Source organism: Neobacillus sp. NPDC097160 (assembly GCF_044762155.1).
Taxonomy (GTDB): Bacteria; Bacillota; Bacilli; order Bacillales; family Cytobacillaceae; genus Neobacillus.
Genome location: NZ_JBIWDU010000002.1, coordinates 80,712 through 100,125 on the forward strand (window position 1 = coordinate 80,712; position 19,414 = coordinate 100,125).

At 38.1% G+C, this 19,414-nt stretch carries 16 protein-coding genes and 1 pseudogene; 4 read left to right on the forward strand and 13 right to left on the reverse strand.

The features are described from left to right. The first annotated feature begins 40 nt into the window (after positions 1 to 40). Positions 41 to 376: a winged helix-turn-helix transcriptional regulator gene (locus ACIQXV_RS02335; protein ID WP_402955495.1), complete on the forward strand. Its 336-nt coding sequence runs from the start codon at positions 41 to 43 to the stop codon at positions 374 to 376. 302 nt (positions 377 to 678) lie between these two features. Here the strand turns inward: ACIQXV_RS02335 and ACIQXV_RS02340 are convergent, their stop codons facing one another. Next, complete coding sequence (locus ACIQXV_RS02340; RefSeq protein WP_402955497.1) at positions 679 to 1,008, reverse strand: hypothetical protein; 330 nt, start codon at positions 1,006 to 1,008, stop codon at positions 679 to 681. A gap of 13 nt (positions 1,009 to 1,021) precedes the next feature. Here ACIQXV_RS02340 and ACIQXV_RS02345 point away from each other — a divergent pair. Beyond that, positions 1,022 to 1,462, forward strand: a pseudogene (locus ACIQXV_RS02345) (transposase); the annotation flags it as partial. Between the two features lie 736 nt (positions 1,463 to 2,198). Further along, positions 2,199 to 3,311 (forward strand): site-2 protease family protein, encoded by a 1,113-nt coding sequence (locus ACIQXV_RS02350; RefSeq protein ID WP_402955499.1) that lies wholly within the window; start codon positions 2,199 to 2,201, stop codon positions 3,309 to 3,311. A 91-nt stretch (positions 3,312 to 3,402) separates the two neighbouring features. On the opposite strand, the gene ACIQXV_RS02355 is transcribed toward ACIQXV_RS02350, so the two are convergent. Beyond that, complete coding sequence (locus ACIQXV_RS02355; RefSeq protein ID WP_402955502.1) at positions 3,403 to 4,896, reverse strand: RNA-guided endonuclease InsQ/TnpB family protein; 1,494 nt, start codon at positions 4,894 to 4,896, stop codon at positions 3,403 to 3,405. A 329-nt stretch (positions 4,897 to 5,225) separates the two neighbouring features. On the opposite strand from ACIQXV_RS02355, the gene ACIQXV_RS02360 reads away from it, so the two are divergent. After that, positions 5,226 to 6,668, forward strand: coding sequence for a L,D-transpeptidase family protein (locus ACIQXV_RS02360; RefSeq protein ID WP_402955505.1), 1,443 nt, complete (start codon positions 5,226 to 5,228; stop codon positions 6,666 to 6,668). Positions 6,669 to 7,022: 354 nt separating this feature from the next. Here the strand turns inward: ACIQXV_RS02360 and ACIQXV_RS02365 are convergent, their stop codons facing one another. The 11 genes from ACIQXV_RS02365 to cax all read right to left on the reverse strand — a co-directional run bounded on the left by ACIQXV_RS02365 (position 7,023) and on the right by cax (position 19,401). Further along, a complete protein-coding gene (locus ACIQXV_RS02365) occupies positions 7,023 to 7,355 on the reverse strand; it encodes a cupin domain-containing protein (RefSeq protein ID WP_402955508.1) in 333 nt (110 codons plus the stop codon). Between the two features lie 255 nt (positions 7,356 to 7,610). Further along, on the reverse strand, positions 7,611 to 8,177 hold the full coding sequence (locus tag ACIQXV_RS02370; protein WP_402955511.1) for an MOSC domain-containing protein: 567 nt from the start codon (positions 8,175 to 8,177) through the stop codon (positions 7,611 to 7,613). Positions 8,178 to 8,537: 360 nt separating this feature from the next. Continuing rightward, positions 8,538 to 10,217 carry a M4 family metallopeptidase gene (locus ACIQXV_RS02375; protein ID WP_402955513.1) on the reverse strand — a complete coding sequence of 560 codons (1,680 nt, stop codon included), beginning with the start codon at positions 10,215 to 10,217 and terminating at the stop codon, positions 8,538 to 8,540. A gap of 554 nt (positions 10,218 to 10,771) precedes the next feature. After that, positions 10,772 to 12,151 (reverse strand): 23S rRNA (uracil(1939)-C(5))-methyltransferase RlmD, encoded by a 1,380-nt coding sequence (gene rlmD, locus ACIQXV_RS02380; protein ID WP_402955516.1) that lies wholly within the window; start codon positions 12,149 to 12,151, stop codon positions 10,772 to 10,774. A gap of 101 nt (positions 12,152 to 12,252) precedes the next feature. Then, positions 12,253 to 13,011 carry a delta-lactam-biosynthetic de-N-acetylase gene (gene pdaA, locus ACIQXV_RS02385; protein WP_402955519.1) on the reverse strand — a complete coding sequence of 253 codons (759 nt, stop codon included), beginning with the start codon at positions 13,009 to 13,011 and terminating at the stop codon, positions 12,253 to 12,255. Positions 13,012 to 13,022: 11 nt separating this feature from the next. Next, a complete protein-coding gene (locus ACIQXV_RS02390; protein ID WP_402955522.1) occupies positions 13,023 to 14,039 on the reverse strand; it encodes an NERD domain-containing protein in 1,017 nt (338 codons plus the stop codon). Positions 14,040 to 14,329: 290 nt separating this feature from the next. Beyond that, complete coding sequence (locus tag ACIQXV_RS02395) at positions 14,330 to 15,874, reverse strand: fumarate hydratase (RefSeq protein ID WP_402955525.1); 1,545 nt, start codon at positions 15,872 to 15,874, stop codon at positions 14,330 to 14,332. 171 nt (positions 15,875 to 16,045) lie between these two features. Continuing rightward, positions 16,046 to 16,243: an SE1561 family protein gene (locus ACIQXV_RS02400; protein WP_402955528.1), complete on the reverse strand. Its 198-nt coding sequence runs from the start codon at positions 16,241 to 16,243 to the stop codon at positions 16,046 to 16,048. Positions 16,244 to 16,369: 126 nt separating this feature from the next. Next, positions 16,370 to 17,146 carry a YfkD famly protein gene (locus ACIQXV_RS02405; protein WP_402956306.1) on the reverse strand — a complete coding sequence of 259 codons (777 nt, stop codon included), beginning with the start codon at positions 17,144 to 17,146 and terminating at the stop codon, positions 16,370 to 16,372. A gap of 152 nt (positions 17,147 to 17,298) precedes the next feature. Continuing rightward, positions 17,299 to 17,916, reverse strand: coding sequence for a YczE/YyaS/YitT family protein (locus ACIQXV_RS02410; protein WP_402955531.1), 618 nt, complete (start codon positions 17,914 to 17,916; stop codon positions 17,299 to 17,301). Positions 17,917 to 18,342: 426 nt separating this feature from the next. Continuing rightward, positions 18,343 to 19,401, reverse strand: coding sequence for a calcium/proton exchanger (gene cax, locus ACIQXV_RS02415; RefSeq protein WP_402955534.1), 1,059 nt, complete (start codon positions 19,399 to 19,401; stop codon positions 18,343 to 18,345). Positions 19,402 to 19,414: the final 13 nt, after the last annotated feature.

A 19,414-nucleotide genomic window follows, 5' to 3' on the forward strand; every position in this document is an offset into this window, starting at 1 on the left:
TTGTGGTACAATATAAATCAAGAGAGGTGTATTTAATAAAATGAAGCAACCAACAATTTGCCCAAAATTTGAAAAGGCAATTTCGCTATTAAGTCAGAAATGGACAGCCTTAGTTATCTATCAATTATTATTGGAATCACAAAGGTTTAATGAAATTCAATCTTCTATTGGTATAAGTGGCAAGGTATTATCAGAACGTTTAAAGGAATTGGAACACCAAGGGATAGTAAAGCGTGAGGTTATACCCGAAACCCCAGTTATCATTGAGTATTCTTTAACAGAAAAAGGACATTCCATGGAACCCATTATAAGAACTATTGAGAACTGGTCTCAACTTTGGGTTAAGGAGGAATCCGATTCATCTGAAAATAATTAAAGGGAATATACAGATATTTTGAAGTTAATTGAAAATTAAAAAGAGACATTAACATAGTACTCCTTATTGGAGTCGCTTTGCTAATGTCTTTTTCTTTTTTCTGGAGAAGTATTTAATCTTGCAATAAAGGTAGTTTTTTATGGAAGGTTTGAATCATGTGTTTTTTGGGGAGATAAAGAGCAATTCATAAGATTGAATTAAGCTGAAAGGAAAATTGTTACATATGAAATCAATTAATACTAAAGTAGTTAGAAGGATAAAGCTTTGAAACCGTAAAATTCAGTGAAGTGTCTTAAAACACATTAGCCAAAATACACTCTTACACTCTCTTCTTTTTGTGCTGTTGCTAAACAGTTTAGTATAAAATTTAGGATTTGTTTTTGATCCCAAGTTAAGACATCACTTTCTGACGGAGATTCACCATTTTTATAAAATTGTTTGTAGACATTCAAAGCCTTTTCAATTTGTTGTATCGAGAAGGTAGAACTATCGCCCGATCCACTAACTCCTGCATAGTAATTATTTGCATCAAGTACACTGTACAGTATTTTTGCATTATAATTCCCCATGCTAAAACGGGCATAAGCAATTTCTTCTCCTGCTTTATTGTATCCTGATATATCATGACCCATTTATTATCCTCCTTCATACAGGCTGGATGAAAGTGAATATACCTACAATAAAGATTCAGATGAATGGCAGTGCAGCCAAGGAAACACTACGGTAGACAAGAAACGTTACACATCAAAAAGAAAAGAAGGAGTGAGAGAAGGTTATAAATACTACTTCGATAAAGATCAATGTAAGGCTTGTCCTTTACATGATATGTGCGCAAAGAAAAGCGCAAGACGAATACTCGTGGTAGGGTTGAACACATCTGAGTTTTATGAGATATCTCAATATCAAAAAACAGAGGAGTTCAAGGAAAAATATAAAAAGAGAGCGACAATTGAAGGGAAAAATGCGGAGCTCAAAAGATTTCACGGCCTATCTCGAGCAAGGGGGTATGGTCTATTAAGCGTGTCAATTCAATCGAAACTAGCTGCAATAGCAGTCAATATAAAAAGGATAGCCGCAATAGTATCCTAAAAATAGAGAGGATATGAACAGAAATATCCCCTCAATTAGTAGATTTATTGAAAAAAGCCCCTACTTTTCAGATTCAAACTAAAATATTCAAACATTTCATAAAAACTGGAGCAAAAAAAGGTTAGTTTTTCACTGGTCTCAAACCATCCCCTTGCTTTATCCCTTAAAGAAAACAGATTCTTTCATCTTCCATTAAAGCGCCCTCCAAAGACCGTTCAACATTATTAAGGGCCTTCTAACTACTTACATAAGATATTGCAGAAAAGCATCCTAGAAAGTTTAAGAGAAACTATCCTCTCATACCGTCTTTTGGGTTCCATGAATCCTGTATCCACCCAATATTCCCAACAAGCAGGACAGCAAATTCCTGTTTCCTTGAAAGAAATGATACCAAACTAGTCGAAAATACATAAATCATTGCTACTAATAGATTACAAACAATTAATCCGGTATACCCCAGCTTAGTTTCTGTAAAAATCCCTATGGCAGCTCCAATTTTGATCCATGGCTGCTCAATCCATCCTAGTGCTTTATGTTCCTTAACCTTTGAGATATTTAGTCTATTAATTTTCCAGTGATTTTAATGGAGCTGGAAATATGTCATAAAAACTTGAATGTAAATTACTGGTTTGTTTCCAACCTTTAAACTGAATTTCTAATTGTTTCCTGTATAATGTATATACAGCTATAATTTGGTTTTACTATCGGCGGAGGTCTTTAAGGGGATGGTTATTTGAGTAAAACGAATGTAACAGGCAGCAAGAAAACCTATTTGGGGATATTTGCTGCAATAGGGGCATTTTTATTTGGTAAATTAAAGTTTGTTTTAGTAATTTTTAAATTTTTAAAACTCCAAACACTTGTGAGCATGTTCATTTATCTTGGCACCTATGCCCTTTTTTTCGGTTGGAAGTTTGCAGTTGCTCTAGTCTATTTATTGTTTGTTCACGAAATGGGGCATCTATACGCTGCTAAAAGGATTAAACTTCCCGTTAGCCCTGCTGTATTTATTCCTTTTGTCGGAGCGGTAATCGGCCTAAAGGAAATGCCTAAAAATGCAAAGGAAGAAGGATTCGTAGCGTACATGGGTCCTTTATTCGGGTTATTATCCTTCTTGCCTGGCATTCCATTGTATTATTTTACACATGAACCATTCTGGGCACTTCTGATTATTTTGGGAGGGATGCTCAATTTATTTAATTTAATCCCTATTACCCCATTGGACGGCGGAAGAATTGCTGCGGGAATCAGTACTAAACTATGGGGGTTAGGCATCATCATATTATTGGTTTTTTCAATAATGAAACATATTTTTATAGGGTTTATAATTGTCATCTTGGGCGGAATAGAATGGTACAAATTATTTAAAAAACAAAAAGGTCTGCATCACGAGAAAATGGAAGTACAAGAACTTGAACATTTGATAGTAAAAATAAAGCAAGGATCAAATGATTTAGATTTCGTTCAAGAAATTACCGGAAAGGCAAAACAGAAAGTCTCAAACCAGGAAATTACTAAAATATTATATACACTGAATACAGAAATTGAAAAAATGAAAAAGGATCGCTATCTTCAACAATTATCGGGTGTCCCAGTATTAAATGAAGATGACCTTCATCATAATCAACAGGTAATAGAAAATATTCTCATCATATTGGAAGAAAAATTACTAGATTATAAAAAACAGGTACAGATAACGGAAAGTTATTATAAAACTAGCAAAACAACAAAAATGCAATTATTTTTAATTTATATTGGTCTCATCATTGCTCTATCTATCAGTTATTATTATGGCAATGAAATTCTTATGAATCACCCAGAAATACAAGAAGTCATGGGGAAATGAGTATCCCCATAACTTTAGTTAGGGGTTTCGAAAGAGTAGGCTTTAAAAGCCCATTGTCTTTTCGCGGGCTACCACAAGTCCCGCTACTACATCAGGCCAAGGCCTTCAGCTTTGCTTTTTTACTCATTATGATGATTTTCTTAGGGGCTTGAAGGAAATGTTTTCTTTCAAGTCCTTCAAAGGCATCCTTTACATGTTTGCGGACAATATTAAAGGCGCCATTTACATCTGCATGAATGAGAACTTTTGAGCCTTTTATCTTATAAAAAGCTCTACTACATCGATACCCACTAAAATTAGGATGATTTTCATCTCCGAATGTCGGGATTGGATCCTGATCCAAGAAGCTAGACTTGCTGGTGTAGCTTTCTTCACGGTCGATGACTTGAATTCCTTGACGTTCAGCCTTGTATCGAATCATTTCTATGAAAGTTGCATACGGAATTTGAATGAAAGTTTGCTTATCAGACTTCTTCATTTCTGCTCCCGATTTCCAATCAACATTTCTTCCTATAATGATGGTATCGATCGTTCTTTCTAAGGCAACCTCCACCACTTTTGCGCTTGCTTTATGTAAAAAATCCATGACGCGGTTATTCCTTTTTCGATCCAAGGAAAGCAACCGGTTCGTGGTATAGATCCCCTCTTTTGGGCCTTTCCCATTTCTTATAATACACATGTATTTGGCTCTTAATTTGTTATAGTATTGATTGGTTGATTTTAACCCTGTGCCCTTGATAAGCAGAGGTTTCATCCCCGTGTTATCGACGATAGTTGCCAGGTTACTCACACCTAGATCAATACCCATTACCCGTCTGGGCATAAATAAAAATTCATTTTTTTGTTGATCCGTTCTTTTGATTTCCTTTTCTGATTCGCCTTTAAAAACAATCTCTATTACATAGCGACCATAGGACGGTACAATCCGAACCTGTTGTAATTTTCCTTCAGAATGAGAGATTTTCCCCAGGTTTAGTTGAAGATGGGTTCCAGGTAATTTTAGTATATTCCCATCCATTATTTTAGTAATTTGATTCGTCAAATAGCACGTTGTCCGACCATTCTTTGGTTTATATTTTGGGATCTTTGGTTTACCGGAAAAGCCTTCGGGATTGAGTTTATATTTATAAGTAGCTTCAAAATAGCTTTTCCAATCATCATAAACTTTCTTCATTGTTTGTTGATTGGACTGAGAGGGCATTGAGGTGTAATCAATTTGGTTCATGACCTTAAATAGCGCTTCTACAAAGGTATATCCTATGAATGATTTCTCTTGGGTTGGCATTTTGAAGGGTTTCAACTTTGGTTCTATAATTTTGCCTTTTTTATCTACCTTCCTAGGCCTTGCTTTTGCTTTTTCATAGCTTTTTAGACGAATATCATTCATTTGAGGTAAATGAGTTTCAATATCCCTTAACACTTGAAGTTGATTATCATTTCTTATTTCTATTTTTAATGATGTAAAGACCTGACGAATATAGTAATTAGTGATGTTGTACAAATTTTTTGCCTTAAAACATAGAGAATCACAGTATTCGAACAACTCATGTTGAGGATGAATTTGTACTTTATAGGAGCTATACACTGTATTCACCTCCTCCTGACCAGGAACGTGTGTTCTGTTCGTAGTTTAATTATACCAGATTACACCAAAAAGTATAGTAGGTTATTTGGTTTTCAATAAAAAAATAACAAAAAAAAGCTTATATCCCCATATATTAAGAAAGCTAGGGGTTTTACGCTACTTTTTGATAAAATTTAATCATACCCAAAAACCGACAATGTTCGAATATGGCATTTTGTAGAATAGTAGTATACATTACTTGTTTTTAAACCGTGGTAACCATTACTACAATATCAATTGCTTATGGCTAAGATGTTTACGACTGAAGGTCAGGTATGGGGGGAAACTTTATGGAGAGTCCGGTAAATGTTCAAGAAATGGAGAAACAACAAGTAAATTCAGCTAAGTGGTATGCAAACTGGAGGTTTATTACAGCAAGTATCATTCTTATTATCGCGCTCTTCATTGCAGCAGGCAGCTATTATCAGGCAAACCATTTTAATTCACAAATCAAGATTAATGGCATCAAAGTCGGTGGAATGACTGCTGATCAGGCACAAAAAAAATTAAAAGCAACCGTATTAAAAAATTTTGTCTATGTCGGAGATCAGCAAATTTTAGATGGAATCGATACAAAGATGGTATTTTCGGATAAGGACCTGCCCGATGTCAAGAAATTATTAAAGAGCCAGTGGACTTTTTTTCCCTCCTCAAAGGCTAAAGATTATTCAATAATGCCCAGCAATCAGGATCAGTATCGAAATCAGACGTTGAAAAAACAGGTAGAAGAAAAGCTGTTAGCCATGAATCAAAGTTTAAAAGCGCCACAAGATGCCGTGGTTCGTTTGGAACAAGGCAAAATTGTTGTCACTAACAGCATTGACGGAGAGCAGTATGATGTCGCCAGTCTTTTGAAGGACTTCGAAAAGCAAGAATATATTGGTGAAATCCGTCTCAATCCAGCATACATACAGCCAATTAAAGAAGACAGCGAGTTTATAAAAAATCAACAGAAAAAGCTGGAGGAATTCCTTGCACAGACCGTCGATTATCAGGTACAGGATAAAGTTTTTACGCTAAAGGCGGGCGAATTAATTAAAAATGCTTCTATTTCAAAAGATTTGCAGATTAAGCTTGATGATGCTGGTGATATTAAGAATAAGATTGCTGAGATTAACAATTCCCAATCCACATTAAATAAGGATTTCACATTCACAACCCATTCAGGTTCGATGATACCGGTGAAAGGTAAAGGCTATGGCTGGGCCTTAGATGTTGATAAAGAAATACCGAGCATTATGAGCGCTTTTGAAAATGGGGAGAAATCAGTTTCTGCGTCTAATATTTACGGACATGGCTGGAAGGGTGAAGGCTACGGATATGACACAATCGCAAACAATGGTATTGGTGATACGTACGCTGAAGTCTCCATTGCCGAGCAGCGAATTTGGATATACAAAAATGGAAAATTAGTCGTCACAACGAATGTTGTTACCGGCAAACACAGTTCCGGACATGATACATCGCCAGGGGTGTGGTATGTCCTTTATAAGCAAACTAACGCCGTACTAACGGGCAGGGAAAACGGAAAAATCATTTATCAGACACCTGTTAACTATTGGGCTCCTTTTACAAATGATGGTCAGGGGTTCCACGATGCCAGCTGGCGGGGCAATTGGGCAAGTAATGCTTATCTTAACGCAGGGTCGCATGGCTGTGTCAACACACCGCCAAACATTATGAAAACTGTGTATGACAATCTCAGTTCTTATGAGCCGGTAGTTATTTACTGATACATGGATAATTTTCCCAAAAGTATAGCTTTTTAGGAACAGCTGGCTCTTTCATTTCAAAGAATGATTGGTTTTTATGAATAAGAAGGCAACGTCCGGTTAGTTGCCTTCTTTTAAATTGAGTTGCGCGATACACTGGACGTGCGTCAACTTCCTCTTCTTCAACACTCCTGTCACATACTAGATAAAAAAAGCGAGCAATCGTTATTGAAGAATCCGCCCGTTAGCCACCCATGCAGCAAAGCTTCACCACAGAAAATGGAATATACATCGTTCTTCCATGGTAGTTGAAGAAAACAAGGCTATTGAAACAGCCTTGTTAATGAAATTAATACGTAGATTTTTGTAAATTATCTATCCGTTTATATCATTACTGGTTCTTTCAAAACATAAATTAACTGTGCGTTCATTTGAACGAGTTCGATGCATTGTATTTGCTGGAATCGTAAATATTTCACCTGGTTTAAGAGATACTGTTTCATTGTTTTCTAAGTCTATAAATAGTTCACCTTCTAATACATAAAATAATTCATCGCAATCCTCGTGTTTATGCCAGTGGAATTCACCATTTATAACGGCTATTCTAAGAGCGTGGTCATTAATTTCACTTACGATAAAATTGGTATAGTCCGTTTGGTCTTGAATTAATTTATGTAGGTTAAAAACTTCTAATTGACCTTTTTTCATACTGTTTCCCCTTTAGAATTTTTATTCTTAATTGGACTAATTTCGACAACAATTTGAAATAATCCTTCTTCAGCTATTCTGCTCCGTTAGTGCAACAAGAAAAAAGCCCGCACTAGCCTGCTCCTTAGTTCAATAAGAAAAGGCTGCCTTTTTATTAGCAGCCGGCTATTTAAGGAAAGCACCCTATTGTTTAGATATATTTTGTTCACAAAAGAGGATTAATTTCACTAAAGTACAAATACGCATCCAATTAGTTTAAACACGTTCAAGCTTTTTAAAAGGTTTAGGTGGAAATTCAACACGAATGGTATCACCTTGTTTCACTAGTCCACTCTGCAATACTACTCCCATTAACCCTGCTTTTCTTATTAGATTTCCAGCTGAATCCTTATCCAAAACAGCCTTTAATAGACCAGGTTGAAAATGATCAATTTGAGCACAAGGGTTGCGTAAGCCTGTGACTTTAACTGCGGAAGATTCACCTGTATATAGTATTGTATCAGTAGATAATTCAAGAAGATTTATTCCAACAGTTGTAATATTTTCACCCATTTGTCCAGGTTTAATATTAAAACGGTCTGTTAACTCTTCGAATAACTCATTTTGAATTAAATGCACTTGTCTTAGGTTCGGTTGGTTTGGATTTTGTGCCACTCTCGAACGATGTTTAACCGTTGAACCAAAGTGTGCATCACTTTCTACTCCTAACCCCTTAACCAATTTTATAATATCTTGATTTTCTTTACTAAACGTATGCCTCTTACTTAAACTAACCGCTATGACTGTTCCTAAAATTGAACTTTCTTGTTTTTCATCAAACATTCAATCCTCACAGCCTTTCTTTTTTTTCCTTGTTTGTTCATATTCAATAAAAGTTTATTTATTCCTTCTTATTCACTAACCTAGCTCTGTTTCTCCATTATATAACCCTTTGTTTAGGTCGTAAATCCTTTCGAGGAACAAGAATAGGAAACAACCCCAAGGGTTAGTTGCCTTTCTTTAAAATGAGTTGCGACACGCACTCCACATGTCCAGAGTGTAAGTGGCAACACATGGGATGCTGGTGAGACCATAACAAAAATCCCCCCAAACTCTTAGTCTGGGAGAACATAAAACGCACTTTAATATTCTTCTAAAATCCGCTAAAAATATTGATTCCTGCGGGCAGATCCAATTATATAATTAGTAAATTCCCACCGCATCAAATCCGGAATTAGTTGCAGCCACTTCCGCGCTGCCTTCACCATAAAGATCGATTGCAGACTGAACAGCCGCCTTACGCGCGTCGCTAAAATTGGAATTTGGAGTTAAATAAACAGATAAAGCACGATAGAAAATTTTCCCTAATTTTTCCCTGCCGATATCTTGTGCAATCAAGTATGCGGCATGGTTTGTAATCGAAGAGTTAACATGGACACCGCCGCCATCAACTGAAGTTGGCATTTTATAAAATTCATCCATATGTTTCGGATAGACACCGCCATTTGTGCTATATGCCCTTCTTTGCTCGTTTTGTACAATAACACTATGTGGATCTCTTAAACTGCGCAATACTCCATTACCCTTAGCTTTTTCAGCAGGCGCCATAATATCCTCGCCCATTTCCCAATCATCATCGTCAACGAGTGCGCCAAAGATGTCAGCGAATGATTCGTTTAGTGCTCCAGATTGATTTTGGTATACTAAATTTGCTGTATTAGTGATGACGCCATGAGTCATTTCGTGGGCAGCAACGTCAAGGCCGGCTGATAAAGAAATCATGAACTTACCGTCACCATCACCATAGGTCATCCAACGCCCATTCCAAGAGGCATTGTTATAATTGGTTCCATAATGGACTCTGGAGATGATGGCCATCCCTTTACCGTCAAGGGAATTGCGACCATGCTGATTAAGGTAATAGTCATATACCTTTTCCGAATTATAGTGTGCATCGACAAGAGCCCGATCATAGTCGCCAATAAATGCAGCTGAATTTCCAACATATATAGTATCGTTACTGGAAGTATTATCATTTTTAGCATCATACGTGATAATGCCTTGAAGACCCTCATGAGAATAATCAGCCAACGCAAACTTAGTCCCAGAATTCGGTTCCTTCACTTGGGTAATATGTAATTCCCTGTGAGCGCCATGTACCCCTTTCCCAGCACCTTTTTGTGTTTTCATTTCATCCGCATGCATTAAGCCATTATACTTATCGACGACTTCTCCCGTTTTTGCATCCACAAAGACAAACCAGTTTCCAGGCTCATCCCCCATGAAGTTAACATTCACTTTATAAGCCGTATGATTTTCCCCTTCAAAAGGATAGACAACAAGCTCAGAAGTTGGCTCATATGTCAGCTCTTCGGGAGCATTGACAGAGGATAATGCCTTCTGAAGTGCTGCATCACTACTTAAGGTGGCAGTCGTGTCCACTGCATCATCGGCAATCGTCTGATTTACTCTTCCGTTGACGGATACGACTTCATTATCCCTATTAAAATGAACAATAACTTCGGACCCTTCTACATTAACGCCATTGATTGACTGATTAAAGCGGACATGAGTCATACCCAATTCATCTGTTTGTGTATCTTTTACTTTTAGATTTTTACCCGGATTTTTAATTCCGGTTTTACCTTCGTTTTTCTGCAAATAATTAACTGCATTGGAAGGATTGCTAGAAGAGAATTTCTCGGCAAATCGCTCCGTTACAAATAATGGGACGCTTGCCTTCTCATTCCATTTTTTAGAAGCTTGTACACTACTAACCACACTCGAATCAACCGGTTTCGCAAATACATTACTAGCTGGGATAGAACCTACCAACAACGCCGACGACAGAACTGCAGGAACAATAAACTTCTTCTTCAACATTTGATACCCCCTATTATTATCAGTCGGTTTTATTATAAATTAATAAATATAAATTTACATGAATAGTTGTAATTATTTAAATTTTATAAAAACTAGTTATAAAAGCCCAGATGCTATTTTATGGTAGATACAATTCACCACTTGACATGGCGATAAAATTAATATTTCTTCTAAATTTATTGGATTTTCTATACTTTTGTTGTAGTTAATTTAAACTAATTATAAAAAGTAGGATCCTAGCTAGTTAATTTGGAATATGCATTATAATATGTAGAATGATAGTCGATTTGACACTAAAGCTCTGCGTGCATGATGCACGGCCATGCCGCCAGGTTTTAGGAGAGTTAGTGACATTAGGGGCAGCCCAAAGAAAAAAAGTGCCTAGCACCTTCCATTTTAGTTGATTTTCTTCAAATTAATAGAGTATTCGAAATGAAACTCGAATACTCTTATTTTTTCGAATGGAGAATAAGTAATGGCAAATTAAAAACTAATAAATATCTCCTTTTTCAAATTCAAACAGCCCAGTCCTAAGACTGGGCATTATTATTACATTATTTTAAAATGAGCTTCGACACGCACTCGACGTGCGCCGTCTGCGGGAACATGTCTACCGGCTGAATGTATTTGACATCATATTTTGAGCTCAAGGTTTGGATGTCCTTTGCCAATGTCGACGGATTACATGAGACGTATATCAGTTTCTCTGGTTTGACTTGTAAGATGGTTTGAATCAGTTGGTTGTCGAGGCCGGTTCTTGGCGGATCCACCACAATGACGTCCGGCTTCCAGCCTTTTTTGACCCATTTAGGCAGTACTTCTTCTGCTTTTCCTGGAACATACTTGGTATTAGTGAATCCATGACGTTTCGCGTTTTTCTTGGCGTCCTCAATTGACTCAGGGATCACGTCCATGCCACGGACTTCCGCTGCTTGGTCAGCAAGCCATAGCCCAATCGTTCCCACACCGCAATAGGCATCGACCACTTTTTCTTTGCCTGTCAGTGCGGCTGCTTTTTTCACTTCATTATATAGCTTGACCGTTTGAACAGGATTTAATTGAAAAAATGTTCTCGCTGATAGTTCAAATTGCAGATCTCCCAATGTTTCTTGAATAAAATCTTCGCCAGCCAGCTTTACTGTTTCCGCGCCGAAAATAAGCGATGTTTTTTCACCATTTATGTTTTGGACGACTGATTTTACATTTGGAAGCCGTTTTTGAATTTCCTCTATGATGAGTTCCCTTTTTGGCAGTTCTTTTTTTGTTGTAATGAGAACAATCTGCAGTTCCCCCGATTGCACACCGACACGGGTAACAATGGTTCGGACGATTCCTTTTCTAGTTTTTTCATTATAGATTGGAATCTGTAAATCCTCTAAAATCCGTTTTACCTTTAATGTTGCTTCATTTGTTTGCGAATGCTGGACTGCGCATTGATCAATGTTGATCAACTGATGCGAGTTAAGTCCGTATAGTCCTGCAAGTACTTTGCCGTCTTTCTGGCCGACCTGAAAGCTGCTTTTATTTCGGTATCCCCATGGATCTTCCATGCCAATAGTTTCACGGATGTCGAGCTTGTCTAAAAACAGTTTTGTATGGCGTTCAAGCGATTGGATAACGATATCCCGTTTTTCCTTGAGCTGCTGATCGTATTGCAGGTGTTGCAGCTGACAGCCGCCGCATTGATCATAAACAGGACAAAGCGGTTTGACACGATGCGCGGATTTGATGCGGATCTTCTTTATTTTTGCTTCGGCAAATTTGGGGTTAATTCTCGTTGCCTCGACAACAACCTCTTCACCTGGCAGGGCACCCGGCACAAAGACCACTTGTTTTTTAAAATAGCCGACGCCTTCGCCATTAATGCCAAGTCTTTTTATCGTTAACGGGAATGTTTGATTTAGTTGAATTTTAATACCTTGTTCGGTTTTCATATTGTTCACTCCAAATTTTCATCAAGCATAAGTTCCCCGTATTATAGCACGATTTATGGTAAAAAGCCGAATTCCTAAGCGAAATCCGGCCCCTTTGGAAATTATTTAAACTTATCAAGGCTTTTGAATTTGTAGCCTTTTTTCTTCAATTCTTTGATAGCTCTTTCCAGCGCATCTGCGTTGTCTTTGGAAACGGAATGAAGCAGCAGCACGCAGCCGGGATGGATTTGCCGCATGATATTGGCATATGAGTATTCCCAGCCTTTTTGCTGGTTAATATTCCAGTCGACGAAAGCTAGTGACCAGAATACATGCGTGTAGCCCTCTTCCTTCGCGATTTGCATCGTTCTCTCACTAAAAACGCCCCGAGGCGGGCGCAAGTACTTCATTTCTTTTTGCCCCGTTATTTCTTTTGTTTTGATTTTTACCTTTTCGAGCTCTTCGCGAATTTTTGCATCATTGACCGCAGTGAAATCGGGATGACTCCAGGAATGGTTGCCAATGATATGCCCTTCTTTTACCATTTGTTTTGCAAGTTCTGGTTGCGAATTTAAAAAATGCCCCGTTACAAAGAAAGTAGCAGGTACTTTTTCCTTTTTTAAGACCTTAAGAATTTTCGGAGTATAGCCATTTTCATAGCCGCTGTCGAAGGTAAGGTATAAAATCTTTGTGCTGGGGTCACCTTTGTAAAATGCACCATATTTTGCGAGAATCTGGTCATAATTTGCACCTGCTTCCGGCGGCTGCTCATTAACCGCTTTTTTGAATCCCCAGTGAATCGGTTGATTGGAAATGGCTGCATATGTAACATTCGAAATCAATAAGAGCAGCATACTAATGGTGCTTAGTATTCTTTTCATCCATGTTCCCCCTATTTGTTTTTTATAGTGTTTGTATTATGGGGGGAAACATAATTGGTGGATAAAGGAAATGATTTTGGTTGATGGTAGATACTTCCTCTTTTAGATCCTGTGGAGGGTAAATTTAGTAAAGTTAATACGTAGGTAGAGGCTCTTCTAGTTGGAAGATGAAGTAACTCACGTAACTCTGAATTTGTGATGGTAGCTTTAATTATAAGGAAGTGGTCATTAATTGCTTCCAGGTGGGCATTATTTGAAATATGATTACATTTTGGGCACTTCCAATGATTCCTTTTATATTTCATTGGACCAAACTCACATTTTGGGCACCGAACTCCTGTTACAATATCACCTTTATCTATCCCCATTGTTTTCAAAAAATCTGATCTAAATGGAGTGTGTTTATTTAGTAATAGTCTTTTAATTTTTCCGATTGTCTTTTGATCGACACTCTCCTTTCTATAGTATCTCTCTATTTCCTCAATTTTCTTCAAAAGGTTACTGGCCTTACATATCTTTTTCTCTGCTTCTGTATATCCTGGAGCAATGTTTATTTCTGCAGAAGATTTAGTAAACACGACCAGAGTTTCAATTGGAATTGGAGGAATTTGATACTTCTCAAAAAAATAAAGCAAAAGTAATTTATGCCTATTAACTTGTGCTAATGGATTTTCGTAAACCAACTTTGTATCATTTATTTCTTGGGTTAATTGAAGTTTTTCAATAGAGAGTTTTCCAGAGTAGTTTTTCGATTCAATGAGGATGATTAATTTTGTGGACAGTAGATGAGCGTCCGTCTGGAAGAAAGATTTTTCAGCTGGAAGTCGAAGGCCATGAAAAATATGATACTTTTTATCGGGAATTAATCCAAGAAAATAGTGTAACTTTTTCTCTCCTTGATATCCCGAAGCTAATTTCCTTACTTTTACCTCAACTTCATTCCTCATTACATGATTAAAAGATAATCTTCTTTGGGTAGCTTCTGCTTGCTCCAATGTTATTGGTTTCATTAAGTCTAAATCAATCAAAATATTCCCTCCTTTTCTAAATTATTGTATATTTCGACATGTTTTTCACGGATTCCTGCATTAAAAATAAGAAATACAATACTCTTCATTTTATTGTCAAAATTTATCAACAAATTTTGTGTTGATATGAACAAATAATTAATTATATGAACAAATCTTGGAAGGTTATGGACAAATTCACTTAAGTTATGAACAAATTTCATCGACATATGAACAAATGACCCCACTCAAGCGTAAAAATACGCAAAAAAAGGATAGACGCCACAAGCCCGCGCCTACCCCTCATAATCTTATTTAAAAACTGCTTCCTTAAATTGTGCCAATTTTTCCAATGAAGACTTGTCGACGTCAGCGTGCAGACTATTTCCGTGTGAATCCATTGTCACAACGGCTGTGAAGCCCTCGACACGAAGATGCCACATCGCTTCTGGAATACCAAATTGCATTAAATCGACGCCTTCGACACCCTTAATACAATCAGCATAATATTGTGCCGCACCGCCGATTGCATTCAGATACACACCCCCATGCTCCTCAAGTGCTGCCAATGTCCTAGGACCCATGCCGCCTTTACCGATCACGGCGCGAATTCCAAATTTCTTCATGATGTCGCCTTGGTATGGTTCCTCACGGATACTTGTTGTTGGGCCGGCAGCCTTCACGTGCCACTCCCCAGCTTCGTCCTTAAGCATAACCGGTCCGCAGTGGTAGATTACTTGGCCATTTAAATCAACTGGTGCATCGTGGTCGCTTAAATACTTATGAATCGCATCACGGCCTGTATACATTAATCCGTTAATTTGAACGACGTCGCCGACTTTCAACTCACGGATCTTTTCTTCCGTAATCGGCGCCTCTAAAGTAATCACTTCTTCAGACAATGAAGCGGCTGTTTCTTTTTCAGCCTCAGTCTGAGCAAAATCAATGAACTCACCATCTTGGTAGGCCCACTCTTTGATTTCCCCAGTCACAGCATCCACGCTGACACCTAAGCGACGGTATGCCCAGCAATTATAGGCTACGGAAACATAGAAGCTGGCAGGAATTCGGTTCATGACACCGACTTTACATCCAAGCAAAGTTGCTTCGCCGCCAAAGCCCATTGTGCCGATACCAAGTTTGTTAGCATTTTCCATCACGTATTCTTCTAACCGCCGGAGATCTTCATTTGGATTGACGTCATCAACAGAACGGAATAACTGTTCTTTTGCTAAATCATAGCCTGATGAACGATCGCCGCCAATTCCAACACCGATAAAACCGGCGCTGCAGCCTTGACCCTGTGCCTGGTATACGGAATGCATGACACATTTACGGATGCCATCAAGGTCGCGGCCCGCGCGTCCTAGCCCCTCTAACTCACATGGCAGGCTATATTGAATGTTTTTGTTTTCACAGCCGCCGCCTTTTAAAATAAGACGGACGTCAATGTAATCTTTTTCCCACTGGTCAAATTTGATAACCGGGACCCCTGCACCAAGGTTATCACCGCTGTTTTCCCCTGTTAAGGAATCAACAGAGTTTGGACGCAATTTGCCTTCTTTGGTAGCAAGAACTATGGCATTGCGAATCGCTTCTTTTAATTCTAATTGGTTGACACCAACGGGCGTTTTAATTTTAAAAGTAGGTAATCCAGTATCTTGGCAAATTGGTGAAACTTGATCATCCGCCATTTTGATGTTATTTGTGATGGTAGCAAGGCTCATGGCAGCACTTGTACCGGCATTTTCCTTTTCTTTCGCCGCTAAAACAGCCCGGCGAACGTCCTTTGGAAGTTTTGTTGAAGTTTCAACGACAAGCTTGTACATGCTTTCCTGGAATTTTTCAATATTCAATTCGAGTACCCCTTTCCCTTTGTTCCCCAAATTATCTATTTAAATTTTGCAACTTTTTACACGCTTACATTATACTCCTATAACCACTAGATTTAAAGGATAAGCTTGTTAGTGAGGACATGGGATTTCGCGGTAATTTCCGATTAACAGCCGCAAAAAAAGAGCCTGCAATTAAACAGACTCACTTTCTTCACGATTATTGAATTCTCTACATTTCGATTCCATATCATCAAGCATAGAAATTAAACGATCAATATCCTCAAGATCCGCATCTTCCGGATCAATGGCATCAAGTACATCAATAAACATATTTAACCGCTGTTTCAAAAAATCAACCTGCGAATTTTTATCTTGAATTGGATTTCCCAAGCTGTATCTCTCCTTTCACTAACGTTTTCATCCTACCGAAATATTCGTACTTTGACAATTAGTTTATCCTATTTTTCAAAAATAAAAGACCCCTGTTGCCAGGAGTCATTCTACCTTCCGCCCAAATCAACGCGGTCGTTCTGATGCAGCGAAACCAAACGAAACGTAATCCTGAACAGGAATCCAGGCGCCGATCCCTTGTGAGGTAACATTTTTAATCACGATAAACTTTTTGTTACCTTTTAGCATTAAATACACTTCTCCGTAGGTTACTTTTCCTTTTTCATTGACACCGGGTGCATACGCATATAAGTAGCCTAAACGGTTAGCAGGGATGTTATAGATATGATCATTTTTCGTTCCGGAACCGATAATCGTTTCAAATGCGAGCGGGAGTCGTGTCTTTTCCATTGCCTTTAGGAGCATCATTTTTTTCACGTCTTCGGCATTGGCAATTTTGGCTGTCAGCCCGCCACGGACAATTTTTTGTGTCTCTTGAACATACTTAATTTGATATGGCACCTTTCCGCCCCGATTATCAAAGTAATTTGTATTAATCTTTTGGTACTCCCAATTTGGGGAGGTTTCTGATGATTCGTAGTTCAACGGCCACTGGCCAAGGTAAATAATTGCACGGTAGCCAACCGCAAATGGGCTGCTGTTAATACTCGATTCATTGAGCATACGGATCAAATCAGGGTTTTCGATTTTTTCCTTGGATGAGTTGATTAACTTTTTAGTTAAATCACTCGGTTTCAGTAATGGCAGGTCCTGAGTCGAATTCGGATACGTATTTTCCTTCGAAATGTTTCGAACTGATGCCGGGACTTGATATTTTACTGGAGCTGGGGCCTTTTTCACCGGTCCTTTTTGAGCAAAAGCAGACGGAATAAAGGTTAGCATTAATAGCAGTGTCATAAGTAAAGAAATATGTTTCTTCACAATTTAAACTCCTTTCACTAGTAACATTAATAAGTCACTACGTAGTTTTTTCGGAGTTCATAAATATTATCCATTCTAGCAATTATTTTCAAAAATTCGGCTATTAGACTTAATCAATATTTTGCCTGAAGGCGCTTTATTAATTTTTCAAAGTATGGAAAAAACAGTTGGATCGCGGGTCCTACTGTAAATGTAATAATAATCGTTCCGTACGAAATAGGTCCTTTAAGAAAAAAGGCGGGAATTAAGGCTGTAATTTCACCTATTGTTTTTGCTGCCATTAAATTCACATGGAAACGTTCCTTTATTGCTAACATAAAATTATCGATTGGACTTTGCGGGAACTTAGCCTGTAAATAAATTGCCGCTCCAAATCCAATAATCAAGATGCCCACCAGCAGCATTGCCAATTTAACAATAAATTGGTCCACTTTAAATAGGTCAAAAACTGTAATCAGCCAAAAATCAACTAATGACCCGATGAAAATGATCGTTAAGAAAGAAAGTAAATCGGGTCTCTTTTTTGCTAACAGGACATTGACAAAAATTAAAACCGCCCCATCAATCATGACCCATTTTCCAACAGATAACCCTACCTTTTCAGTTAGGACTACATTTAAAGCATCCCAGGCACCGACACCGATATCCGCAACTTTAATTGTCATACATACGCCGAATGTCATAATCGATAATCCGATAATAAAAAATAATAACCGTATAAAAAATTTCATTTGTTGCTCCTTATAAATTGGTAAAAAAGTAATGAAAATGTAATAATCAGATTATTTACAAAATTCCAATTTTAACTTATAATATACTTAACCTTTCAAAAAAGGAGGGCTGTAATCAATCGGCTAACCATTTACTTATTTGCATTTAAGGAGGTTGGGATTCCCGTCTTATATGAAATTCAACACTCGTGTTTTTCTTGGCTTTAACTAACATGAAGGTTGGTGATTGATGGTCCCAAAGAAAACGATTGATTTTTAACCCTAATAACTGTTACATTATAGCACAGCAATGGGGAATCACCCTGTACATTTTAATAAAATGAATAGTATAAAGGCAAAAGAGACTCTACGCCATTTGGCGTAGAGTCTTTATTTTTGGTGCCTTATTTTTGGTGCCTGACACCAATAATGGTATTCCTAAGTTATTTATAGTAGAAAAAATCCAATTCCCATGATGACATAGGCTGCGAGCAGAGTTAAACCTTCAAACCAGTTGGATTCACCGTCGTTAGAGATGACTACCATCAAGAGCACGGATGATACCATTGCAATCAATTCCTGCCAGGTGAATATCAATGGCATCGATTCATCAAAGAAAAGGGAAATTAAAACAAGCACGGGTAATACAAACATAGCCACTTGTAAGGTAGATCCGATAGCAATCTCAACTGCAACATCCATTTTATTTTTAAAAGCCATTAACACTGCTGAGGCGTGTTCCGCAGCATTCCCCACAATGGCGACAATGATTACCCCGATAAAGAGCTCCGTCCACCCGAAAGTCTTTCCTACATACTCAAAGGTATGAACCAGATGCTCGGAAATATAGGCAACAGCAAGTGTTGCGATCAAAAGCACAGCGATCGCCTTGCCTTTCCCCCATTCCGGTGTCTCTTCTTCATGAGCCTCTTTTTCCGTCCCAGACTGATAAACCCCTCGATGGGTGACGAGTTTAAAAAATAATGCCGCTAGATACAGAAGAATAAGGATTACCGATATCCCGATACTTAATGAAAGAGTTTTTGTTTCATTCATATTCATGGAAAAAACCTCTGGAATGACGAAAGCAATCATTACTGCAAACATCAGCAGTCCGGAATTGTGCCTGGCATCAAACACATTAAATTCCTGGCGTTTGAATTTTAATCCGCCGACAAAAAAGGAAAGCCCGGCGACCAGCAGCAAGTTCCCCAGCACGGAACCAGTTAAAGATGCTAAGACAATTCCTACTAATCCCGCTTTTAATGAAAAAACCGAAATTATCAGCTCTACCGCATTTCCGAAGGTTGCATTTAACAGTCCCCCAATTCGTGGGCCTGCCACAATCGCAAGGCTTTCGGTTGCCCTCCCCATATAGCTGGATAATGCAATAATCGTTAAACAATAAAGAATAAATAGAATGATACTTGGCCAATGCATCAGTGACCCGATAACGGAAACTGGAACCCCGATGAACGTTAGCAGCATAAAGATTTTTTTAATCAAAGCATTCCCTCCA

Bases quoted from the DNA above. Each gene is read 5' to 3' on its own strand.
- ACIQXV_RS02335 (WP_402955495.1), top strand. From the start codon at position 41: ATGAAGCAACCAACAATTTGCCCAAAATTTGAAAAGGCAATTTCGCTA.
- ACIQXV_RS02340 (WP_402955497.1), bottom strand. From the start codon at position 1,008: ATGGGTCATGATATATCAGGATACAATAAAGCAGGAGAAGAAATTGCT.
- ACIQXV_RS02360 (WP_402955505.1), top strand. From the start codon at position 5,226: ATGGAGAGTCCGGTAAATGTTCAAGAAATGGAGAAACAACAAGTAAAT.
- ACIQXV_RS02365 (WP_402955508.1), bottom strand. From the start codon at position 7,355: ATGAAAAAAGGTCAATTAGAAGTTTTTAACCTACATAAATTAATTCAA.
- ACIQXV_RS02370 (WP_402955511.1), bottom strand. From the start codon at position 8,177: ATGTTTGATGAAAAACAAGAAAGTTCAATTTTAGGAACAGTCATAGCG.
- ACIQXV_RS02375 (WP_402955513.1), bottom strand. From the start codon at position 10,217: ATGTTGAAGAAGAAGTTTATTGTTCCTGCAGTTCTGTCGTCGGCGTTG.
- rlmD (WP_402955516.1), bottom strand. From the start codon at position 12,151: ATGAAAACCGAACAAGGTATTAAAATTCAACTAAATCAAACATTCCCG.
- pdaA (WP_402955519.1), bottom strand. From the start codon at position 13,011: ATGAAAAGAATACTAAGCACCATTAGTATGCTGCTCTTATTGATTTCG.
- ACIQXV_RS02405 (WP_402956306.1), bottom strand. From the start codon at position 17,146: ATGCTAACCTTTATTCCGTCTGCTTTTGCTCAAAAAGGACCGGTGAAA.
- ACIQXV_RS02410 (WP_402955531.1), bottom strand. From the start codon at position 17,916: ATGAAATTTTTTATACGGTTATTATTTTTTATTATCGGATTATCGATT.